This window comes from Pseudomonas sp. BGI-2, assembly GCF_004310295.1.
In the GTDB taxonomy this organism is placed as follows: Bacteria; Pseudomonadota; Gammaproteobacteria; order Pseudomonadales; family Pseudomonadaceae; genus Aquipseudomonas.
This window is the reverse complement of record NZ_SISB01000040.1, coordinates 1-16099: the sequence shown is the minus strand read 5'-3', so window position 1 is coordinate 16099 and position 16099 is coordinate 1. Positions and strand designations below refer to the sequence as shown.

15 protein-coding genes are annotated in these 16099 nt (G+C 59.3%); 13 read left to right on the top strand and 2 right to left on the bottom strand.

Annotation, left to right across the window (positions count from 1 at the left end):
- Window positions 1-64: 64 nt before the first annotated feature.
- The 5 genes from EYC95_RS23405 (at window position 65) to EYC95_RS23385 (ending at window position 5552) form a co-directional block, all read left to right on the top strand.
- The gene (locus tag EYC95_RS23405) at window positions 65-568 is read left to right on the top strand and encodes an ureidoglycolate lyase (protein WP_131062431.1); all 504 of its coding nucleotides are present in this window, start codon (window positions 65-67) and stop codon (window positions 566-568) included.
- A gap of 50 nt (window positions 569-618) precedes the next feature.
- On the top strand, window positions 619-1911 hold the full coding sequence (locus EYC95_RS23400) for a urate hydroxylase PuuD (protein WP_131062430.1): 1293 nt from the start codon (window positions 619-621) through the stop codon (window positions 1909-1911).
- Window positions 1912-2075: 164 nt separating this feature from the next.
- Window positions 2076-3434 carry a nucleobase:cation symporter-2 family protein gene (locus EYC95_RS23395; RefSeq protein ID WP_131062429.1) on the top strand — a complete coding sequence of 453 codons (1359 nt, stop codon included), beginning with the start codon at window positions 2076-2078 and terminating at the stop codon, window positions 3432-3434.
- 172 nt (window positions 3435-3606) lie between these two features.
- A complete protein-coding gene (locus EYC95_RS23390) occupies window positions 3607-4392 on the top strand; it encodes a DUF5020 family protein (protein ID WP_131062428.1) in 786 nt (261 codons plus the stop codon).
- Between the two features lie 374 nt (window positions 4393-4766).
- The gene (locus EYC95_RS23385) at window positions 4767-5552 is read left to right on the top strand and encodes an outer membrane protein OmpK (RefSeq protein WP_131062427.1); all 786 of its coding nucleotides are present in this window, start codon (window positions 4767-4769) and stop codon (window positions 5550-5552) included.
- Window positions 5553-5670: 118 nt separating this feature from the next.
- On the opposite strand, the gene EYC95_RS23380 is transcribed toward EYC95_RS23385, so the two are convergent.
- Together EYC95_RS23380 and EYC95_RS23375 are read right to left on the bottom strand one after the other, a co-directional pair.
- Window positions 5671-6843, bottom strand: coding sequence for a patatin-like phospholipase family protein (locus EYC95_RS23380; protein WP_131062426.1), 1173 nt, complete (start codon window positions 6841-6843; stop codon window positions 5671-5673).
- Between the two features lie 36 nt (window positions 6844-6879).
- Window positions 6880-7812: a lipid A biosynthesis lauroyl acyltransferase gene (locus tag EYC95_RS23375; RefSeq protein ID WP_131062425.1), complete on the bottom strand. Its 933-nt coding sequence runs from the start codon at window positions 7810-7812 to the stop codon at window positions 6880-6882.
- Window positions 7813-7930: 118 nt separating this feature from the next.
- Between EYC95_RS23375 and minC the strand changes: the two genes are divergently transcribed.
- From minC to EYC95_RS23335, 8 genes are all read left to right on the top strand, one after another.
- Window positions 7931-8668 (top strand): septum site-determining protein MinC, encoded by a 738-nt coding sequence (gene minC, locus EYC95_RS23370; RefSeq protein ID WP_131062424.1) that lies wholly within the window; start codon window positions 7931-7933, stop codon window positions 8666-8668.
- A 191-nt stretch (window positions 8669-8859) separates the two neighbouring features.
- Entirely contained in the window at window positions 8860-9672 is an 813-nt protein-coding gene (gene minD, locus EYC95_RS23365; protein ID WP_131062423.1) for a septum site-determining protein MinD, read from the top strand.
- The gene (gene minE, locus EYC95_RS23360; protein ID WP_007898843.1) at window positions 9672-9926 is read left to right on the top strand and encodes a cell division topological specificity factor MinE; all 255 of its coding nucleotides are present in this window, start codon (window positions 9672-9674) and stop codon (window positions 9924-9926) included. The genes minD and minE overlap by 1 nt, the downstream gene beginning before the upstream one ends.
- A gap of 179 nt (window positions 9927-10105) precedes the next feature.
- Window positions 10106-10741, top strand: coding sequence for an RluA family pseudouridine synthase (locus EYC95_RS23355; protein ID WP_010456705.1), 636 nt, complete (start codon window positions 10106-10108; stop codon window positions 10739-10741).
- 50 nt (window positions 10742-10791) lie between these two features.
- A complete protein-coding gene (locus EYC95_RS23350; protein WP_131062422.1) occupies window positions 10792-11898 on the top strand; it encodes a hypothetical protein in 1107 nt (368 codons plus the stop codon).
- Between the two features lie 76 nt (window positions 11899-11974).
- Entirely contained in the window at window positions 11975-13264 is a 1290-nt protein-coding gene (locus tag EYC95_RS23345) for a M18 family aminopeptidase (RefSeq protein WP_131062421.1), read from the top strand.
- Window positions 13265-13536: 272 nt separating this feature from the next.
- Window positions 13537-13713, top strand: coding sequence for a hypothetical protein (locus EYC95_RS30225; protein ID WP_165557498.1), 177 nt, complete (start codon window positions 13537-13539; stop codon window positions 13711-13713).
- A gap of 78 nt (window positions 13714-13791) precedes the next feature.
- A complete protein-coding gene (locus EYC95_RS23335; RefSeq protein ID WP_131062420.1) occupies window positions 13792-15945 on the top strand; it encodes a mechanosensitive ion channel family protein in 2154 nt (717 codons plus the stop codon).
- The last annotated feature ends 154 nt before the right edge of the window (window positions 15946-16099 follow it).

Below are 16099 nucleotides of genomic sequence, written 5' to 3'. Positions count from 1 at the left end.
TAGGAGCGAGGCTTGCCCGCGAAGGCGTCAGAACAAACAACATAGAATTCGGATAAGAACCAGCATGCGCACATTGAAGATTGAACCGCTGACCAAAGAAGCCTTCGCCCCTTTCGGTGACGTGATCGAAACCGACGGTAGCGATCACTTCATGATCAACAACGGTTCGACCATGCGCTTTCACAAACTGGCGACGGTTGAAACCGCCACGCCAGAGGACAACGCGATCATCAGCATATTCCGCGCCGACGCGCAGGACATGCCGCTGACCGTTTGTATGCTGGAGCGTCACCCGCTGGGCAGCCAGGCTTTCATCCCGCTGCTCGGCAACTCCTTTCTGATCGTGGTCGCGCCACTTGGCGATGAACCTGTATCAGGCTTGGTCCGCGCCTTCGTCACCAACGGCAGGCAGGGCATTAATTACCATCGCGGCGTTTGGCACCATCCGGTGCTGACGATCGAAAAGCGGGATGACTTCCTGGTGGTTGATCGCAGTGGCACAGGCAATAACTGCGATGAGCATTTTTTCAAAGAGGATGAGCGGTTGATCCTTGCCCCCCACCAATAAGAGAAGGTCTGATCACTCGACGACAGAGTGACAGGCGAGAGGTAAAGACTGTGGAAGCACATCTGTTGGAATGGCTGAACCTGAGCGTGCGCTGGGTTCACATGATTACTGGCGTGGCCTGGATCGGTGCGTCGTTCTATTTCGTCTGGCTGGAAAACAACCTCAATCGGGTCAACCCGAAAAGTGGCTTGGCGGGCGATTTGTGGGCGATCCACGGCGGCGGTATCTATCACCTGGAAAAATACAAACTGGCCCCACCGACCATGCCGGACAACCTGCACTGGTTCAAATGGGAAGCCTATTTCACCTGGCTGTCGGGGATTGCGCTGCTGTGCGTGGTGTTCTACTCCAACCCGACGCTGTACCTGCTGGCACCGGGCAGCAGCCTGACCGGCCCTGAAGGGGTCGCACTGGGCATTGCCTCGTTGTTCGTCGGCTGGTTCGTCTACTCCTTCCTTTGCGACTCGGCCCTGGGCAAACGCCCTGCCCTGCTAGGCGGAATCCTGTTCGTGCTGATCATTGGCGCCGCTTACGGCTTCAGCAAAGTGTTCAGCGGGCGGGGTGCGTACCTGCACGTCGGCGCGATCATCGGCACCATCATGGTCGGCAACGTGTTCCGCATCATCATGCCGGCCCAGCGTGCGCTGGTGGCGGCGATTGCCGAGAACCGCACGCCGGATCCGGCGCTGCCGGCCAAAGGCTTGCTGCGTTCGCGTCACAACAACTACTTCACCTTGCCGGTGCTGTTCATCATGATCAGCAACCACTTCCCGAGCACTTACGGCAGCCAATACAACTGGCTGATCCTGGCCGGGATCGCGGTATTGGCGGTGTTGGTGCGTCATTACTTCAACACCCGTCATGACAGCCACAAGTTCGCCTGGACCATGCCCGTCGCAGCAGTGGGCATGATCTGCCTGGCGTACGTGACTGGCCCGGCGCAGATGTCCAGTGCACCTGAAGTAGCCAAGGCACCTGGCACCATCGAGTACCAGCCGCTGCCGGAAACCGCCCTCGGTGGAGGTGCCAAACCTGCCGCCGCGAAGCCTGCTGAAGCGCCGGTTCAGGCTGCGAACGCCGGGCCGAGTTACGACAAGGTGCACAGCGTGATTCAGGAACGTTGCTCGGTTTGCCATTCCGCCAAACCGACCAGCCCGCTGTTCAGCGCTGCACCGGGCGGTGTGATGTTCGACACCCCCGAGCAGATCCGCCAGAACGCGGCGCGGATCCAGGCGCAAGCCGTCACCAGCCAGATCATGCCACTGGGCAACATCACCCAGATGACCCAGCAGGAACGTGACCTGATCGGCGCGTGGATTGTTCAGGGAGCTCCCACCAACTAACCGCTAAAAGCTTCGCGGGCAAGCCTCGCTCCTACAGATTCGAGTCGTTCACAAATGATGCAATCGACCCTAAACCTGTAGGAGCGAGGCTTGCCCGCGAATGGCCGCGACGCGGTCCCCCTGATGCACAAAATCACAAGAATAAAAAAGATCCGAGGTGTTGCATGTCCGAGCTATCCGAAGCGCGCATCCCCGACGCACCCGCAATTCAGCGTTTGCCCCTTTTGCAACTGATCCTGGTGGGATTGCAACACGTTCTGCTGATGTACGGCGGAGCCATCGCGGTGCCGCTGATCATCGGGCAGGCCGCCGGCCTGAGTCGTGAAGAAATCGCCTTCCTGATCAACGCCGACCTGCTGGTGGCCGGGATCGCCACCATCGTGCAATCGCTCGGTATCGGTCCGATGGGCATCCGTATGCCGGTGATGATGGGCGCCAGTTTCGCCGCCGTCGGCAGCATGGTCGCCATGGCGGGCATGCCGGGCATCGGTCTGCAAGGGATCTTCGGCGCAACCATCGCTGCCGGTTTCTTCGGCATGATCATCGCCCCGTTCATGTCCAAAGTCGTACGCTTCTTCCCGCCTCTGGTGACCGGCACAGTCATCACCTCAATCGGTTTGTCGCTGTTCCCCGTGGCCGTGAATTGGGCCGGCGGCGGTGCGGGTGCCACGCAATTCGGCTCACCGATTTACCTGGCCATCGCCGCGCTGGTGCTGGCAACCATCCTGTTGGTCCATCGCTTCATGCGCGGTTTCTGGGTCAACATTTCCGTGCTGATCGGCATGTGCCTCGGCTACGTGATCTGCGGGCTGATCGGCATGGTCGACCTCAGCGGCATGGCTCAGGCGCCCTGGGTGCAGATCGTCACCCCGCTGCATTTCGGCATGCCCAAATTTGAACTCGCACCGATCCTTTCCATGTGCCTGGTGGTCGTGATTATCTTTGTCGAGTCCACCGGAATGTTCCTCGCGCTCGGCAAAATCACCGGCCAGGAAGTCTGCCCGCGCATGCTGCGCCGCGGTTTGCTGTGTGATGCCGGCGCCTCGTTCTTCGCCGGTTTCTTCAACACCTTCACCCACTCTTCGTTCGCGCAGAACATCGGCCTGGTGCAGATGACCGGCGTGCGTTGTCGCTCGGTGACCATCGTCGCTGGCGGTTTGCTGGTGATGCTGAGCCTGTTGCCGAAAGCGGCATTCCTGGTGGCATCGATTCCGCCAGCGGTACTGGGCGGCGCGGCGATTGCGATGTTCGGCATGGTGGCCGCGACCGGGATCAAGATTCTTCAAGAAGCCGACATCGGTGACCGTCGCAATCAGCTGCTGGTGGCGGTGAGCATCGGCATGGGGCTGATTCCGGTGGTACGTCCGGAGTTCTTCGCGCACTTGCCGTTGTGGATGAGTCCGATCACCCACAGCGGCATTGCGATGGCGACGTTGAGTGCGCTGTCGCTGAATTTGCTGTTCAACATTCTTGGCGGCCGCGAACGCGCGGCGATCAACGACTGCCACGCTCACCCGCACTAATCAAACCTCTGTGGCGAGGGGATTTAGCGAAACGTCGCACCGCCCCGTTGGGGCGCGAAGCGGCCCCAGCATTCTCTCAAGCAAACCGCATTCGCCTGTTTTACGACTGCTGCGCAGCCGAACGGGGATAAATCCCCTCGCCACGAACAATAAAAACAAGAGGGAGCAACAGATGATCCGGACACAGACAAACATGCTGTTGGGCGGTGGCCTGTTGGCCGCGAGCCAAGCCATGGCCGGCGATTTATTGCTGTGGCAGACCAACAGCCTGAGCTATTTGTACGGCAAGGATTTCGCGGTCAATCCGTCGATCCAGCAGACAATAACCTTTGAGCATGCCGACCGCTGGAAGTACGGCGACAATTTTCTGTTCGTCGACAGCACTTACTACAACGGCGAGAAGGACCGGAACAAAGGCGTTCACGCCTATTACGGCGAGTTCAGTTCGCGTCTCTCCTTCGGCAAAATCCTCGACCGCCGTTTCGAATTCGGCCCGATCAAGGACGTGTTGCTGGCCATGACCTACGAGAATGGCGAAGACGACACCGAGGCCTATCTGATTGGCCCCGGTTTCGACCTCAAGGTTGCGGGCTTCAACTTTTTCACCTTGAACTTCTACTATCGCCAGACCGAAGGCTCGCGCCCCGGCGATGATGTCTGGCAGATCACGCCGGCTTGGTCCTATACCCTGCCATTGGGCAACTCGAGCCTGTTGATCGACGGCTACATCGACTGGGTCGTGGATAACGACCAGAACTCACACGGCACCTACCACGCCAACCTGCATATCAACCCGCAGATAAAGTACGACCTGGGCAAGGCCCTGGGCTGGCGGGAGAAACAGGTGTACGTCGGCGTCGAGTACAGCTACTGGAAAGACAAGTACGGCATTGAAAACAACGGCAACTTCGACACCAATGAAAACACCACCAGCCTGCTGGTAAAGGTGCACTTTTAAGATGGCCCGCAACCGTGCTCTACACCTGTCGTCGGTGCGCTGTTGGGGGGCACTTGAGACCTGGCCAAGGAGTCAGTATTCTCCGCGGCCGCCTGAATCCGCTTTAAAAAAAAGCCCGGATTTAATTCCTGACCAGAAAGCCAACTTATCCCGGCTCTGCACGGTACCAAGGCACTCCAAAACCCCTCTCAATCGACTGTTCTTGAGCAGCCGAGCGGGAGTTTTTGGCTTTTCGAAAGCCTTGGCTCAGCTCTTGCTAACAGCACTAAAGCTGACCGGATGGATGATTTTTTACAGCTACAGAAAAAGGCGCCACACCAGAGCGTCGACCTTAGAAAAATAACGTGGAACACCTACTTTTTGGGAGCAACCGAATGAAACGTACGTGCACTAGCCTGATGCTGGCGGGATCGTTACTGGCCGGGGGCCAGGCAATGGCCGGCGACTTGCTGCAATGGCAGAACAACAGCCTGACCTACTTGTATGGCAAGGACTTCCAGGTCAACCCGCGCATTCAGCAGACAGTGACCTTCGAACACGCCGATGGCTGGAAATACGGCGACAACTTCTTCTTCATCGACAAGATCTTCTACAACGGCAAGGAAGACGCCTTCGCCGGTGAGAACACCTACTACGGCGAATTCAGTCCGCGCCTGTCGTTCGGCAAGATCTTCGACCAGAAACTCGAATTCGGCCCGATCAAAGACGTGCTGCTGGCCATGACGTATGAGTTCGGTGAAGACGATACCGAGTCCTACCTGATCGGTCCTGGTTTCGACCTGGCAATTCCAGGTTTCGACTACTTCCAGCTGAACTTCTACAACCGTCACACCGAAGGCGACCGTCCGGGTGATGATATCTGGCAGATCACCCCGGTATGGTCCTACACCATTCCCGTTGGCGATTCGAACATCCTGATCGACGGTTTCATGGACTGGGTGGTCGACAACGACGTCAACAAAAAAGGCGAATATCACGCCAACCTGCACTTCAATCCGCAGGTCAAATACGACCTGGGCAAGGCGCTGAATTTGGGCGAAAAGCAGTTGTACGTCGGCGTCGAGTATGACTACTGGAAAAACAAGTACGGCATCGAAGACAGCCAGGGTTTCAAGACTGATCAGAGCGTGACCAGCTTCCTGGTCAAGGTTCACTTCTGATCCGGCGGCGTCTGTAAGGGCGCCTTCGCGGGCAAGCCTCTCTCCTAAAGTTGATCTTTGTTGTGCTGAAGATCCCCTGTAGGAGCGAGGCTTGCCCGCGAAGGCCGCACCGCCGATCTCAAACCGGAACAACAGACTCCGACAACCCAAGAAACCGACACAACTCCTCGCGCTTGGCCAACGCATCACGCCGCCCCAGATCAATCAATTCACTGCAATACCCCGCCTCGAACAGCAGGTAACTCAACACCCCCGCACCACTTGTCTTGGTCGCCCCCGGCCCGCGCAGAAACAGGCGCAACGCCGCCGGCAATTCCTGCCGATGCCGCGCCGCAATCTCATCGATCGGCTGACTCGGCGAAATCACCAACACTTCCACCGGTGCCACACCCAACGCGCGCGCCGGCGTGCCATCGGGCAGCAAGTGACTGAACTGATTCAGACGCTGCAACAACTCGATGTCACTTTCCAGGCTGTCAATGAACGTGCTGTTGAGCATGTGCCCGCCGATCTGCGCCAGGGTTGGCTGCTGACCGGTGTAGGCCCGTTGCAGCGGCTGCTCCGGGTCGACCCCGCGCGGGTTGCCGCTGACGCCCACCACCAGCACTCGGCTCGCGCCCAGGTGCAGGGCCGGGCTGATCGGTGCTGATTGGCGCACCGCGCCGTCGCCGAAATACTCCTCGCCGATTTTCACCGGCGCGAACAACAGCGGAATCGCTGAACTGGCCAGCAAGTGATCGACGGTCAATTGCGTCGGGACGCCGATCCGCCGATGGCGCAACCAGGCATCGATGGTGCCGCCGCCCTGGTAGAACGTGACAGCCTGCCCGGACTCGTAACCGAACGCCGTGACCGCCACCGCCTGCAATTGCTTCTGGGCGATGGCTTCGGCGATGCCGGTCATGTGCAATTTGTCGTTGAGCAATCCGCGAAGGGGCGAACTGTTGAGCAAGGCCACCGGAACCTGCGCACCGATGCCCAGCAAACTGTGGCTGACAAAGCGGCTGGCCTGGCTGATCACGCCAGGCCAATCGCTGCGTAACACCAGATGACTGCGAAAGCCCTGCCAGAACGCGGTCAGGCGCTCGATCGCGCCACGAAAGTCCATCGCCCCACTGGCGAGGCTGACCGCGTTGATCGCCCCGGCCGAGGTGCCGACAATCACCGGAAACGGATTCGCCGCGCCCACCGGCAGCAACTCGGCAATCGCCGCCAGCACGCCCACCTGATACGCCGCCCGAGCCCCGCCGCCGGAAAGAATCAACCCTGTAACCGGTTCAGCAGGACTCATCGCAACACTCCATGGTGCTTTAAAGGGATCAGGGGCTCAGCCGCGTTTCTTGTACAACTTCGGCTCGCCCGGTGGACGGCTTTTGAAGCGTCGATGTGCCCAGAGGTATTGCTCCGGACACTCGCGCAGGGCGCCTTCGACCCACTGATTGATCCGCAGGCAATCTGCTTCTTCGGTTTCGCCGGGGAAACCTTCAAGCGGCGGGTGGATCATCAACCGATAGCCGCTGCCGTCAGCCAGGCGCTCCTGGGTGAACGGCACCACCAGCGCCTTGCCCAGCCGGGCAAACTTGCTGGTGGCCGTGACCGTTGCAGCCTGAATCCCGAACAGCGGCACAAAAATACTTTGCTTGGCGCCATAGTCCTGATCCGGTGCGTACCAGATCGCGCGGCCTGCCCGCAGCAGTTTGAGCATGCCACGCACGTCGTCGCGTTCCACGGCCAGCGAATCGAGGTTGTGCCGCTCGCGACCCCGACGCTGGATGTAATCGAACAGCGGGTTTTTGTGTTCGCGGTACATGCCGTCGATGGTGTGCTGCTGCCCCAACAGCGCCGCGCCGATTTCCAGCGTGGTGAAATGCACCGCCATCAGGATCACGCCCTTGCCTTCGCGCTGGGCCTTTTTCAAATGCTCCAGACCTTCGACATGGGCCAGCTTCGCCAGACGCTGACGCGACCACCACCAGCTCATGGCCATTTCAAAGAAAGCGATACCGGTAGAGGCGAAGTTTTCCTTGAGCAGGCGCTTGCGCTCGGCAGCGGTTTTTTCAGGGAAACACAGTTCCAGATTGCGCTTGGCAATGCGCCGTCGGTCGCCGGCCAGCCGATACATCAGTGAACCGAGCAGGCGACCGATATACAGCAACACCGGATACGGCAACTGAACAATCAGCCACAACAGCCCCAAGCCACACCACAGCGGCCAGAAACGCGGCATAAGAAATGTTTTTCGAAAACGCGGGCGATCCATTAAAGGTTCCGGAAAGACAATGGCCGCGCATTCTACATCGTTCGACCCGGCTTGCGGCTTGCGGGCGTTCTCGTTATAAGTCTCGGCACTTTTAGTGACAAGCCGTTGTATGCCGACCATGAGCCAAACCGAATCGCAAGACCAGTATCCCGTGTTCCAGTTGAAGGGCAGCATGCTCGCCATTACGGTGCTGGAACTGGCCCGCAACGACCTCGAGAACCTTGATCGGCAACTGGCCGCCAAGGTCGCCCAGGCGCCTAATTTCTTCAGCAACGCGCCGCTGGTGCTGGCCCTGGACAAACTCCCGGCCAGTGAAGGCGCCGTCGATCTGCCGGGCCTGATGCGTGTGTGCCGCCAGCATGGCCTGCGCACCCTGGCGATCCGTGCCAGCCGCATCGAAGACATCGCGGCAGCCATCGCGGTCGATTTGCCGGTGCTGCCGCCGTCCGGCGCCCGCGAGCGTCCTCTGGACCCGCTCGAAGGCGTCATCAAGAAAAAGCCGGAAAAACCGCCCGAGCCGACCATCAAACCGACAAAAATCATCACGTCGCCAGTACGGGGTGGCCAGCAGATTTATGCCCAGGGCTGCGATCTGGTGGTGATCTCATCGGTCAGCCCGGGTGCGGAACTTCTCGCCGATGGGAACATCCATGTATACGGCCCGATGCGCGGTCGCGTGTTGGCCGGGGTCAAAGGCGACACGAAAGCCAGGATTTTCTGTCAGCAAATGAGCGCTGAACTGGTTTCCATCGCCGGTCACTACAAGGTTTCCGAGGATTTGCGTCGCGACCCTTTGTGGGGTGCAGGCGTGCAAGTCAGCCTGTCAGGCGACGTGTTGAACATCATTCGGCTTTAACGGATACTGCCGCATTTTCCAAGCATCTCTAAAACGTAGCGAAAACGGCTCAAACGAAGTAGGAAAAAGGCCAAACGCAGTGTTTACCGCTGTTCTGGACCGGATTCCAGCCAAGGCTGTCCGACTGCAGTAGTTTTTCAAGAGATGTTTTTCAGGGGCTAAATGTCCTTTTTCCTTAGGGGTGAAACACCTTGGCCAAGATTCTAGTGGTTACATCCGGCAAGGGTGGTGTGGGTAAGACCACCACCAGCGCCGCTATCGGTACCGGCCTCGCACTGCGTGGCCACAAAACAGTTATCGTCGACTTCGACGTCGGTTTGCGTAACCTCGACCTGATCATGGGTTGCGAGCGTCGCGTGGTGTATGACTTCGTCAACGTGGTCAACGGCGAAGCCAACCTGCAACAAGCCCTGATCAAAGACAAACGCCTGGAAAACCTCTACGTCCTGGCCGCCAGTCAGACCCGCGATAAAGACGCGCTGACCGTGGAAGGCGTTGAAAAAGTCCTGATGGCTTTGAAAGAAGACTTCGAATACGTGGTCTGCGACTCCCCGGCCGGCATCGAGAAAGGCGCCCACCTGGCCATGTACTTCGCTGATGAAGCGATTATCGTGACCAACCCGGAAGTGTCCTCGGTACGTGACTCGGACCGCATGCTGGGCTTGCTGGCCAGCAAATCGCGCCGCGCTGAAAAAGGCGAAGAAGCGATCAAGGAACACCTGCTGCTGACCCGCTACAACCCGCAACGTGTCAGTGATGGCGAGATGCTGGGCGTCGAAGACGTCAAGGAAATCCTGGCTGTCGCCCTGTTGGGTGTCATTCCGGAATCCCAAGCGGTACTCAAGGCTTCCAACTCGGGCGTGCCCGTGATTCTCGATGACCAGAGCGACGCCGGTCAGGCGTACAGCGATGCGGTCGATCGTCTGTTGGGCAAAACCGTGGAACATCGTTTTCTCGATGTGACGAAGAAAGGCTTCTTCGAGCGCCTGTTTGGAGGTAGATAATGAATCTTTTTGACTTCTTTCGTGCCAGCAAAAAGGTCAGCACCGCGTCGGTAGCGAAAGAGCGTCTACAGATCATCGTGGCGCATGAACGCGGCCAGCGCAGTACGCCGGACTACTTGCCAGCCTTGCAGAAGGAACTGGTGGAAGTGATCCGCAAGTACGTCAATATCGGGTCCGACGATGTGCACGTCGCGCTGGAAAACCAGGGCAGTTGCTCGATTCTGGAACTCAATATCACCCTGCCGGATCGCTAGTCGATCCAGCGGGAGCCACGGCGGCTCAGGCTCTTACGCTTCTGTAGGAGCGAAGCTTGCTCGCGAAGCAGGCAACCCGGTTTATCTCATAGACCGGAGTAATGCGTTCGCGAGCAAGCTTCGCTCCTACGGGCGCAGGGGCCTGAGCCGCCGTTGGCGTTTGTTACGAGGCTGTTTTAATGCCGTTGTCCAACATCCGCATCATCCATCAGGACGCCGCCGTACTGGTGGTGGATAAACCGACCCTGCTGCTCTCTGTCCCTGGCCGGGCCGATGACAACAAGGATTGCCTGATCACCCGCCTGCAGGAAAACGGCTACCCGGAAGCGCGAATCGTCCATCGCCTGGATTGGGAAACGTCCGGCATCATTCTGTTGGCCCGTGACCCGGACACTCATCGCGAGTTGTCTCGGCAATTTCACGACCGCGAAACCGAAAAAGCCTACACCGCCCTGTGCTGGGGACAACCGGAACTGGACAGCGGCAGCATCGACCTGCCCTTGCGCTACGATCCGCCGACCAAGCCACGTCATGTGGTGGACCACGAGTTCGGCAAACACGCCCTGACCTTCTGGCGAGTGCTGGAACGTTGTGGCAACTGGTGCCGCGTCGAACTGACGCCGATCACCGGCCGCTCCCACCAGTTGCGCGTGCACATGCTTTCCATCGGCCACCCACTATTGGGTGATGGGCTCTACGCCCATGAGCAAGCCCTGGCCGCCTGGCCACGACTGTGCCTGCACGCCAGCATGCTCAGCTTCACCCACCCGCAAACCGGTGAACGCTTGCGCTTCGAATGCCCCGCACCGTTTTAAGCACTGCCTGACACGCAGTCGCCTGCTTTAGCAAAAGGATACCCATCCCGATGAGTAGTACCGAATTCCTGGCAACACCCGTCAAGAAAACCCGACACCAATTGCTTTACCTGATCTATGGCAACCAGGACGTTTATCGGCGCGAAGCCAAATTCAGTATTTTGACCGCGCTGTCCCATGCGAAGAATGGCAAGCTCCCGAGCATCAGAATCCTCACGGATCGTCCTCAGGACTACGCCGGCTGGCCGGTCGAGACGGTCACGCTGACCCAGGAAACCCTGACCCTGTGGCAAGGCGAAAATGGCTATCACCATCGCCGCAAAGCCTGCGCGATTGCCGCCGGTCTCACGCTCGCTGAAAAAACCCTGTTCGTCGATACCGACACGCTGTTTACCAGCGACCCGAACCTGATCTTCAAACAGATTCAGCCGCAGCACTACTTGATGGACCGCTTCGAGTACGACTGGCAGGACGTGTGTGAACGTTCCGAGTATGTGAAGCTCGGCGGTTGCCTGCACGCTCACGGCGTCACTGCGCAGAATGGTTTCAAGCTGTACAACAGCGGACTGTGTGGCGTGACCGACCGCGACACCGCGCTGTTCGAAGAGTCGATCAAATTCATCGACGAATGGACCCGGGACGGCTTCGATATCCACACCATCGAGCAGATCGCCCTGTCGTTCGCGATGCGCGACAAACCGGTTTATGAAGCCAAAAAATTCATCTATCACTACTTCGCGGAAAAACGCTTTTTCCATGCGATGCAGGCGTATTTCTTCTCTCAACATGGTGAGCAGTTCAGCCAAGAGTTAGTCGAACTGTGCCGGGACGTGCCCCGCGTCAAACCCTTACCTTCGGCCTGGCAGCGGCTGAAAATCAAATGGAAGCTGCGCAACCAGAGTGGCGCCCTGCGAAAGGTCGGCCGCGATCTGCTTTACGGCAGCGCAGCGCCTGATCACCCGTACTACACGGCCTGCCGACACGAATGGTGGGAATGTGCCTCGCGGGAGATTCTTCGTTGGGACCAGTCTCGTCAGAAAAAGCTGCTGGAGACTCATCAGAACGCCTGGCCCCGGCAACTGCCCAAGCCTGAAAAGCCTGAAGATGAGCAGATCATCATGAAGTACCTGAAAAAGCGGGTAGCGGCTGCCAGCTGACGTGACCGGTTCACGTCATGCCCAAAGGCTCCAGCCAATACGTTAAACTTCCGCCCATTGCTGTCTGGAGCTTCTTATGCGCGAAGAGTTGAACCAAGGCCTGATCGACTTCCTCAAGGCCTCCCCTACCCCGTTCCATGCCACTGCCAGCCTTGTTCAGCGTCTGGAAGCGGCGGGTTTTGTGCGCCTCGACGAGCGCGAGCCCTGGACCACCGAAGCCAACGGTCGTTACTACGTCACCCGTAACGACTCGTCCATTGTCGCGGTCAAGATGGGGCGTCATTCGCCGCTGCATGGCGGTATTCGCCTGGTCGGCGCCCATACCGACAGCCCGTGCCTGCGGGTCAAACCCCAGCCGGAACTGCAACGCCAGGGTTTCTGGCAACTGGGCGTCGAAGTCTACGGCGGTGCGCTGCTGGCGCCGTGGTTCGACCGCGACTTGTCCCTGGCCGGCCGCGTGACATTCCGCCGCGACGGCAAGGTCGAGAGCCAGTTGATCGATTTCAAGGCGCCGATCGCCACCATCCCGAACCTGGCGATCCACCTCAATCGTGAAGCCAATATGGGCTGGGCCATCAACGCGCAGACCGAACTGCCGCCGATCCTGGCGCAATTTGCCGGTGACGAGCGCGTGGACTTCCGCGCCGTGCTCACCAATCAGCTTGCGCTCGAGCATGGTTTGAATGCCGACGTGGTGCTCGATTACGAGCTGAGCTTCTACGACACCCAAAGCGCTGCCGTTATCGGCCTGCATGGCGACTTCATCGCTGGCGCGCGCCTGGACAACTTGCTGTCCTGCTATGCCGGCCTGCAAGCCTTGCTGACCGCTGAAACCGACGAAACCTGCGTGTTGGTCTGCAACGACCACGAAGAAGTCGGTTCCTGCTCGGCCTGCGGCGCCGATGGCCCGATGCTTGAGCAAACCTTGCGTCGCCTGCTGCCTGAAGGTGACGAGTTCGTGCGCACCATTCAGAAGTCCTTGCTGGTCTCCGCCGACAACGCCCACGGCGTGCACCCCAACTATGCGGAAAAGCACGACGCCAACCACGGCCCGAAACTCAATGCCGGCCCGGTGATCAAGGTCAACAGCAACCAGCGCTACGCCACCAACAGCGAAACCGCCGGGTTCTTCCGCCATCTGTGCATGGCCGAAGAAGTGCCGGTGCAAAGCTTCGTGGTGCGCAGCGACATGGGCTGCGGCTCGACCATCGGTCCGATCACCGCCAGCCATCTGGGCGTGCGCACCGTGGACATCGGCCTGCCGACGTTCGCCATGCACTCGATCCGCGAGCTGTGCGGCAGTCATGACCTGGCACACCTGGTCAAAGTGCTGAGCGCGTTCTACGCCTGCCAGGAATTGCCGTAGTCCCTGACCCAACGACCAACCTGTGGCGAGGGGATTTATCCCCGTTCGACCGCGCAGCGGTCGCAAAGCCAGCGAATGCGGTCTGTCTGAAAGATCGCGGTGCTGGTTTTGGGGCCGCTGCGCAGCCCAACGGGGATAAATCCCCTCGCCACAAAAAGCTTTCTCGCCACACATCCTGCGTTTTATGTGTGGTTCATCTCTGACCCACATCACCACCGGTCGCCCAAAAGCCGCCTAGACTTAATCTATCCCCTTCGACAAGGCAGTCGCCCATGATCTCGATGTCTGCATTCCACGCCATGCTGATCCCCATTCTTGCCGGGATGATCCTGCTGGCAATCGGCTTCAATTTTCGCGACAAAAACGCCGGCGTGTTCGCCATGTGGATCGGCATGCTGACGATCCTCGCCACCGTGGTGTTCAAGATCCTCGCCAAACTCAACGAATAAATCCTCCCCCTTGGCTCGCATTGATTTTGACGGGCTCGTACACTCGGCCGATCTGTTCATCCCAAGGTTGACCGCCTAGTGTTCGCTCGTCTTTTCGCCCTGCCGTGTTTTTTCCTTGTCTGCCTGATGGCGCTGCTGCCGATGGCGCCAGCCCAGGCGGTCGGTTTGCCGGGCTTGCTCAACAGCTCGGCAAAACAGCCCGAGGCGCAAGAACCGCTGGGGCAGTCGCTGGACGAAGTCATCAAGTCGCTGGAGAACGATCAGCAGCGCAGCAAACTGCTGGCGGACCTGAAGAAGCTGCGCGACGTCACCAAAAAGGCCCAGCCGGCCACCGAACAAGGTGTACTCGGCTTGATCGGCGGTACGCTGGCCAACTTCGAAAAACAATTCTCCGGAGCCGGCAGTCCGCTTACGCGCTGGTCGGAGGAGTTTGAACTGGCCCAGGACGAACTCGTGGCGCTGATGCTGCCGGCCAACGAGTGGCTGCCGATCATCTTTGCCTTCGCCATGATTCTGATGGTCTGGAGCCTGTTGGCCGCTGCGCTGATCTGGGTCGGTCACCGGGTGCGCATGCGTTTCGGCCTGACCGAAGAACTGCCGCAACACCCCAAGGCCCTCGACATGCTGCGCTTCGCCCTGCGCAAACTCGGGCCGTGGCTGATTGCTTTGGTCATTACGGTCTACATGAGCTACGCCCTGCCCTCGTCACTGGGCAAAAGCCTGGCCATGGTGCTGGCCTATGCGTTGATGGTCGGCACCTGTTTCTCGGCGATCTGCGTGATCGCGTTTTCCCTGCTCGACGGCCCGCATCGCCACCGCGCCTTGTACATCCTGCGGCATCAAGCCTTTCGGCCGTTGTGGCTGATCGGTAGTTTCGCCGCGTTCGGTGAAGCGCTGAGCGATCCGCGTCTGGTCGCCAGCCTTGGCAGTCATCTGGCTCACACCGCCGCCACCGTCGCCAACGTGCTGGCCGCGCTGTCCACCGGGTTGTTCATCCTGCGCTTCCGTCGGCCGATCGCTCACCTGATCCGCAACCAGCCGTTGTCCCGACGCCTGACGCGCCGCGCGCTCAGCGACACCCTCTCGATTCTCGGCACCTTCTGGTACGTGCCGGCCTTGGTATTGGTGGCCATCTCGCTGTTCGCCACGTTTGTCTCAGCCGGCGACACCAGCACCGCACTGCGCCAGGCGCTGATTTGCACCGTGTTGCTGGTGTTGTGCATGGTCATCAACGGCCTGGTTCACCGTCATTCGCTGAAACCGCAACGCGGTGTTAAGCGTCATGCGCTGTATTCGGAGCGCCTGAAAAGCTTCTTCTATACCCTCGCCCACCTCGTGGTGTGGCTGGTCTTCATCGAGCTGGGCCTGCGCGTCTGGGGTATGTCGCTGATCGCGTTCACCGAAGGCGAAGGCCACGAAGTCAGCGTCAAACTGTTCAGCCTCGCCGGCACGCTGATTTTTGCCTGGCTGATCTGGATCCTCAGCGACACGGCGGTGCACCACGCCCTCACCCGCTCGCGCAAAGGCCTGGCCAACGCCCGTGCGCAGACCATGATGCCGCTGATCCGTAACGTGCTATTCGTAGCGATTTTCATCATTGCGCTGATCGTCGCGCTGGCGAACATGGGCATGAACGTCACGCCACTGCTGGCCGGTGCCGGTGTGATCGGCCTGGCCATCGGTTTCGGTGCGCAGTCGCTGGTCGCGGACTTGATCACCGGCCTGTTCATCATCATCGAAGACTCCCTGGCCATCGACGACTACGTGGACGTCGGCGGCCATCTGGGCACGGTTGAAGGCCTGACCATCCGCACCGTTCGCCTGCGGGACATCGACGGTATCGTGCATACCATTCCGTTCAGCGAAATCAAAAGCATCAAGAACTACTCCCGGGAATTTGGCTACGCGATCTTCCGGGTGGCGGTGCCCGCCAGCATGGACATCGACGAGACGATCAAACTGATGCGCGAAGTCGGCCAGAAGATGCGCACCGACCCGCTGCAACGGCGCAACATCTGGTCGCCGCTGGAGATCCAGGGCGTCGAAAGCTTCGAGTCTGGCAATGCGATTCTGCGTGCCCGGTTCAAGACCGCGCCGATCAAGCAATGGGAAGTTTCACGGGCATTCAATTTGTCGCTGAAGCGGCATCTGGATGAGGCCGGGATGGACCTGGCGACGCCGCGGATGAGTGTGCAGGTGATTACTGCGTATGGTGGGCCGCAGAAGGAGTAAAAGCCCTTGTAGGAGCGAGGCTTGCCCTAATGCCAGTCAGTTAAGCCCTCCAGCCCTCTTTTTGGGGTATTTGACTGGTCTAGGCTTGACCACTCTTGGGTAACTTCGCTCTCGTCTGGCTGGCAGTATGAAGTGCTGAGCCTGGATTCTCAGT

Excerpts from the sequence above, each read along its gene's own strand:
- EYC95_RS23380 (WP_131062426.1), bottom strand. The coding sequence starts at position 6,843 with ATGAGTCCTGCTGAACCGGTTACAGGGTTGATTCTTTCCGGCGGCGGG.
- EYC95_RS23350 (WP_131062422.1), top strand. The coding sequence starts at position 10,792 with ATGAGTAGTACCGAATTCCTGGCAACACCCGTCAAGAAAACCCGACAC.
- EYC95_RS23355 (WP_010456705.1), top strand. The coding sequence starts at position 10,106 with ATGCCGTTGTCCAACATCCGCATCATCCATCAGGACGCCGCCGTACTG.
- EYC95_RS23375 (WP_131062425.1), bottom strand. The coding sequence starts at position 7,812 with ATGGATCGCCCGCGTTTTCGAAAAACATTTCTTATGCCGCGTTTCTGG.
- minE (WP_007898843.1), top strand. The coding sequence starts at position 9,672 with ATGAATCTTTTTGACTTCTTTCGTGCCAGCAAAAAGGTCAGCACCGCG.
- EYC95_RS23395 (WP_131062429.1), top strand. The coding sequence starts at position 2,076 with ATGTCCGAGCTATCCGAAGCGCGCATCCCCGACGCACCCGCAATTCAG.
- EYC95_RS23345 (WP_131062421.1), top strand. The coding sequence starts at position 11,975 with ATGCGCGAAGAGTTGAACCAAGGCCTGATCGACTTCCTCAAGGCCTCC.
- EYC95_RS30225 (WP_165557498.1), top strand. The coding sequence starts at position 13,537 with ATGATCTCGATGTCTGCATTCCACGCCATGCTGATCCCCATTCTTGCC.
- EYC95_RS23385 (WP_131062427.1), top strand. The coding sequence starts at position 4,767 with ATGAAACGTACGTGCACTAGCCTGATGCTGGCGGGATCGTTACTGGCC.
- EYC95_RS23405 (WP_131062431.1), top strand. The coding sequence starts at position 65 with ATGCGCACATTGAAGATTGAACCGCTGACCAAAGAAGCCTTCGCCCCT.
- EYC95_RS23390 (WP_131062428.1), top strand. The coding sequence starts at position 3,607 with ATGATCCGGACACAGACAAACATGCTGTTGGGCGGTGGCCTGTTGGCC.
- minC (WP_131062424.1), top strand. The coding sequence starts at position 7,931 with ATGAGCCAAACCGAATCGCAAGACCAGTATCCCGTGTTCCAGTTGAAG.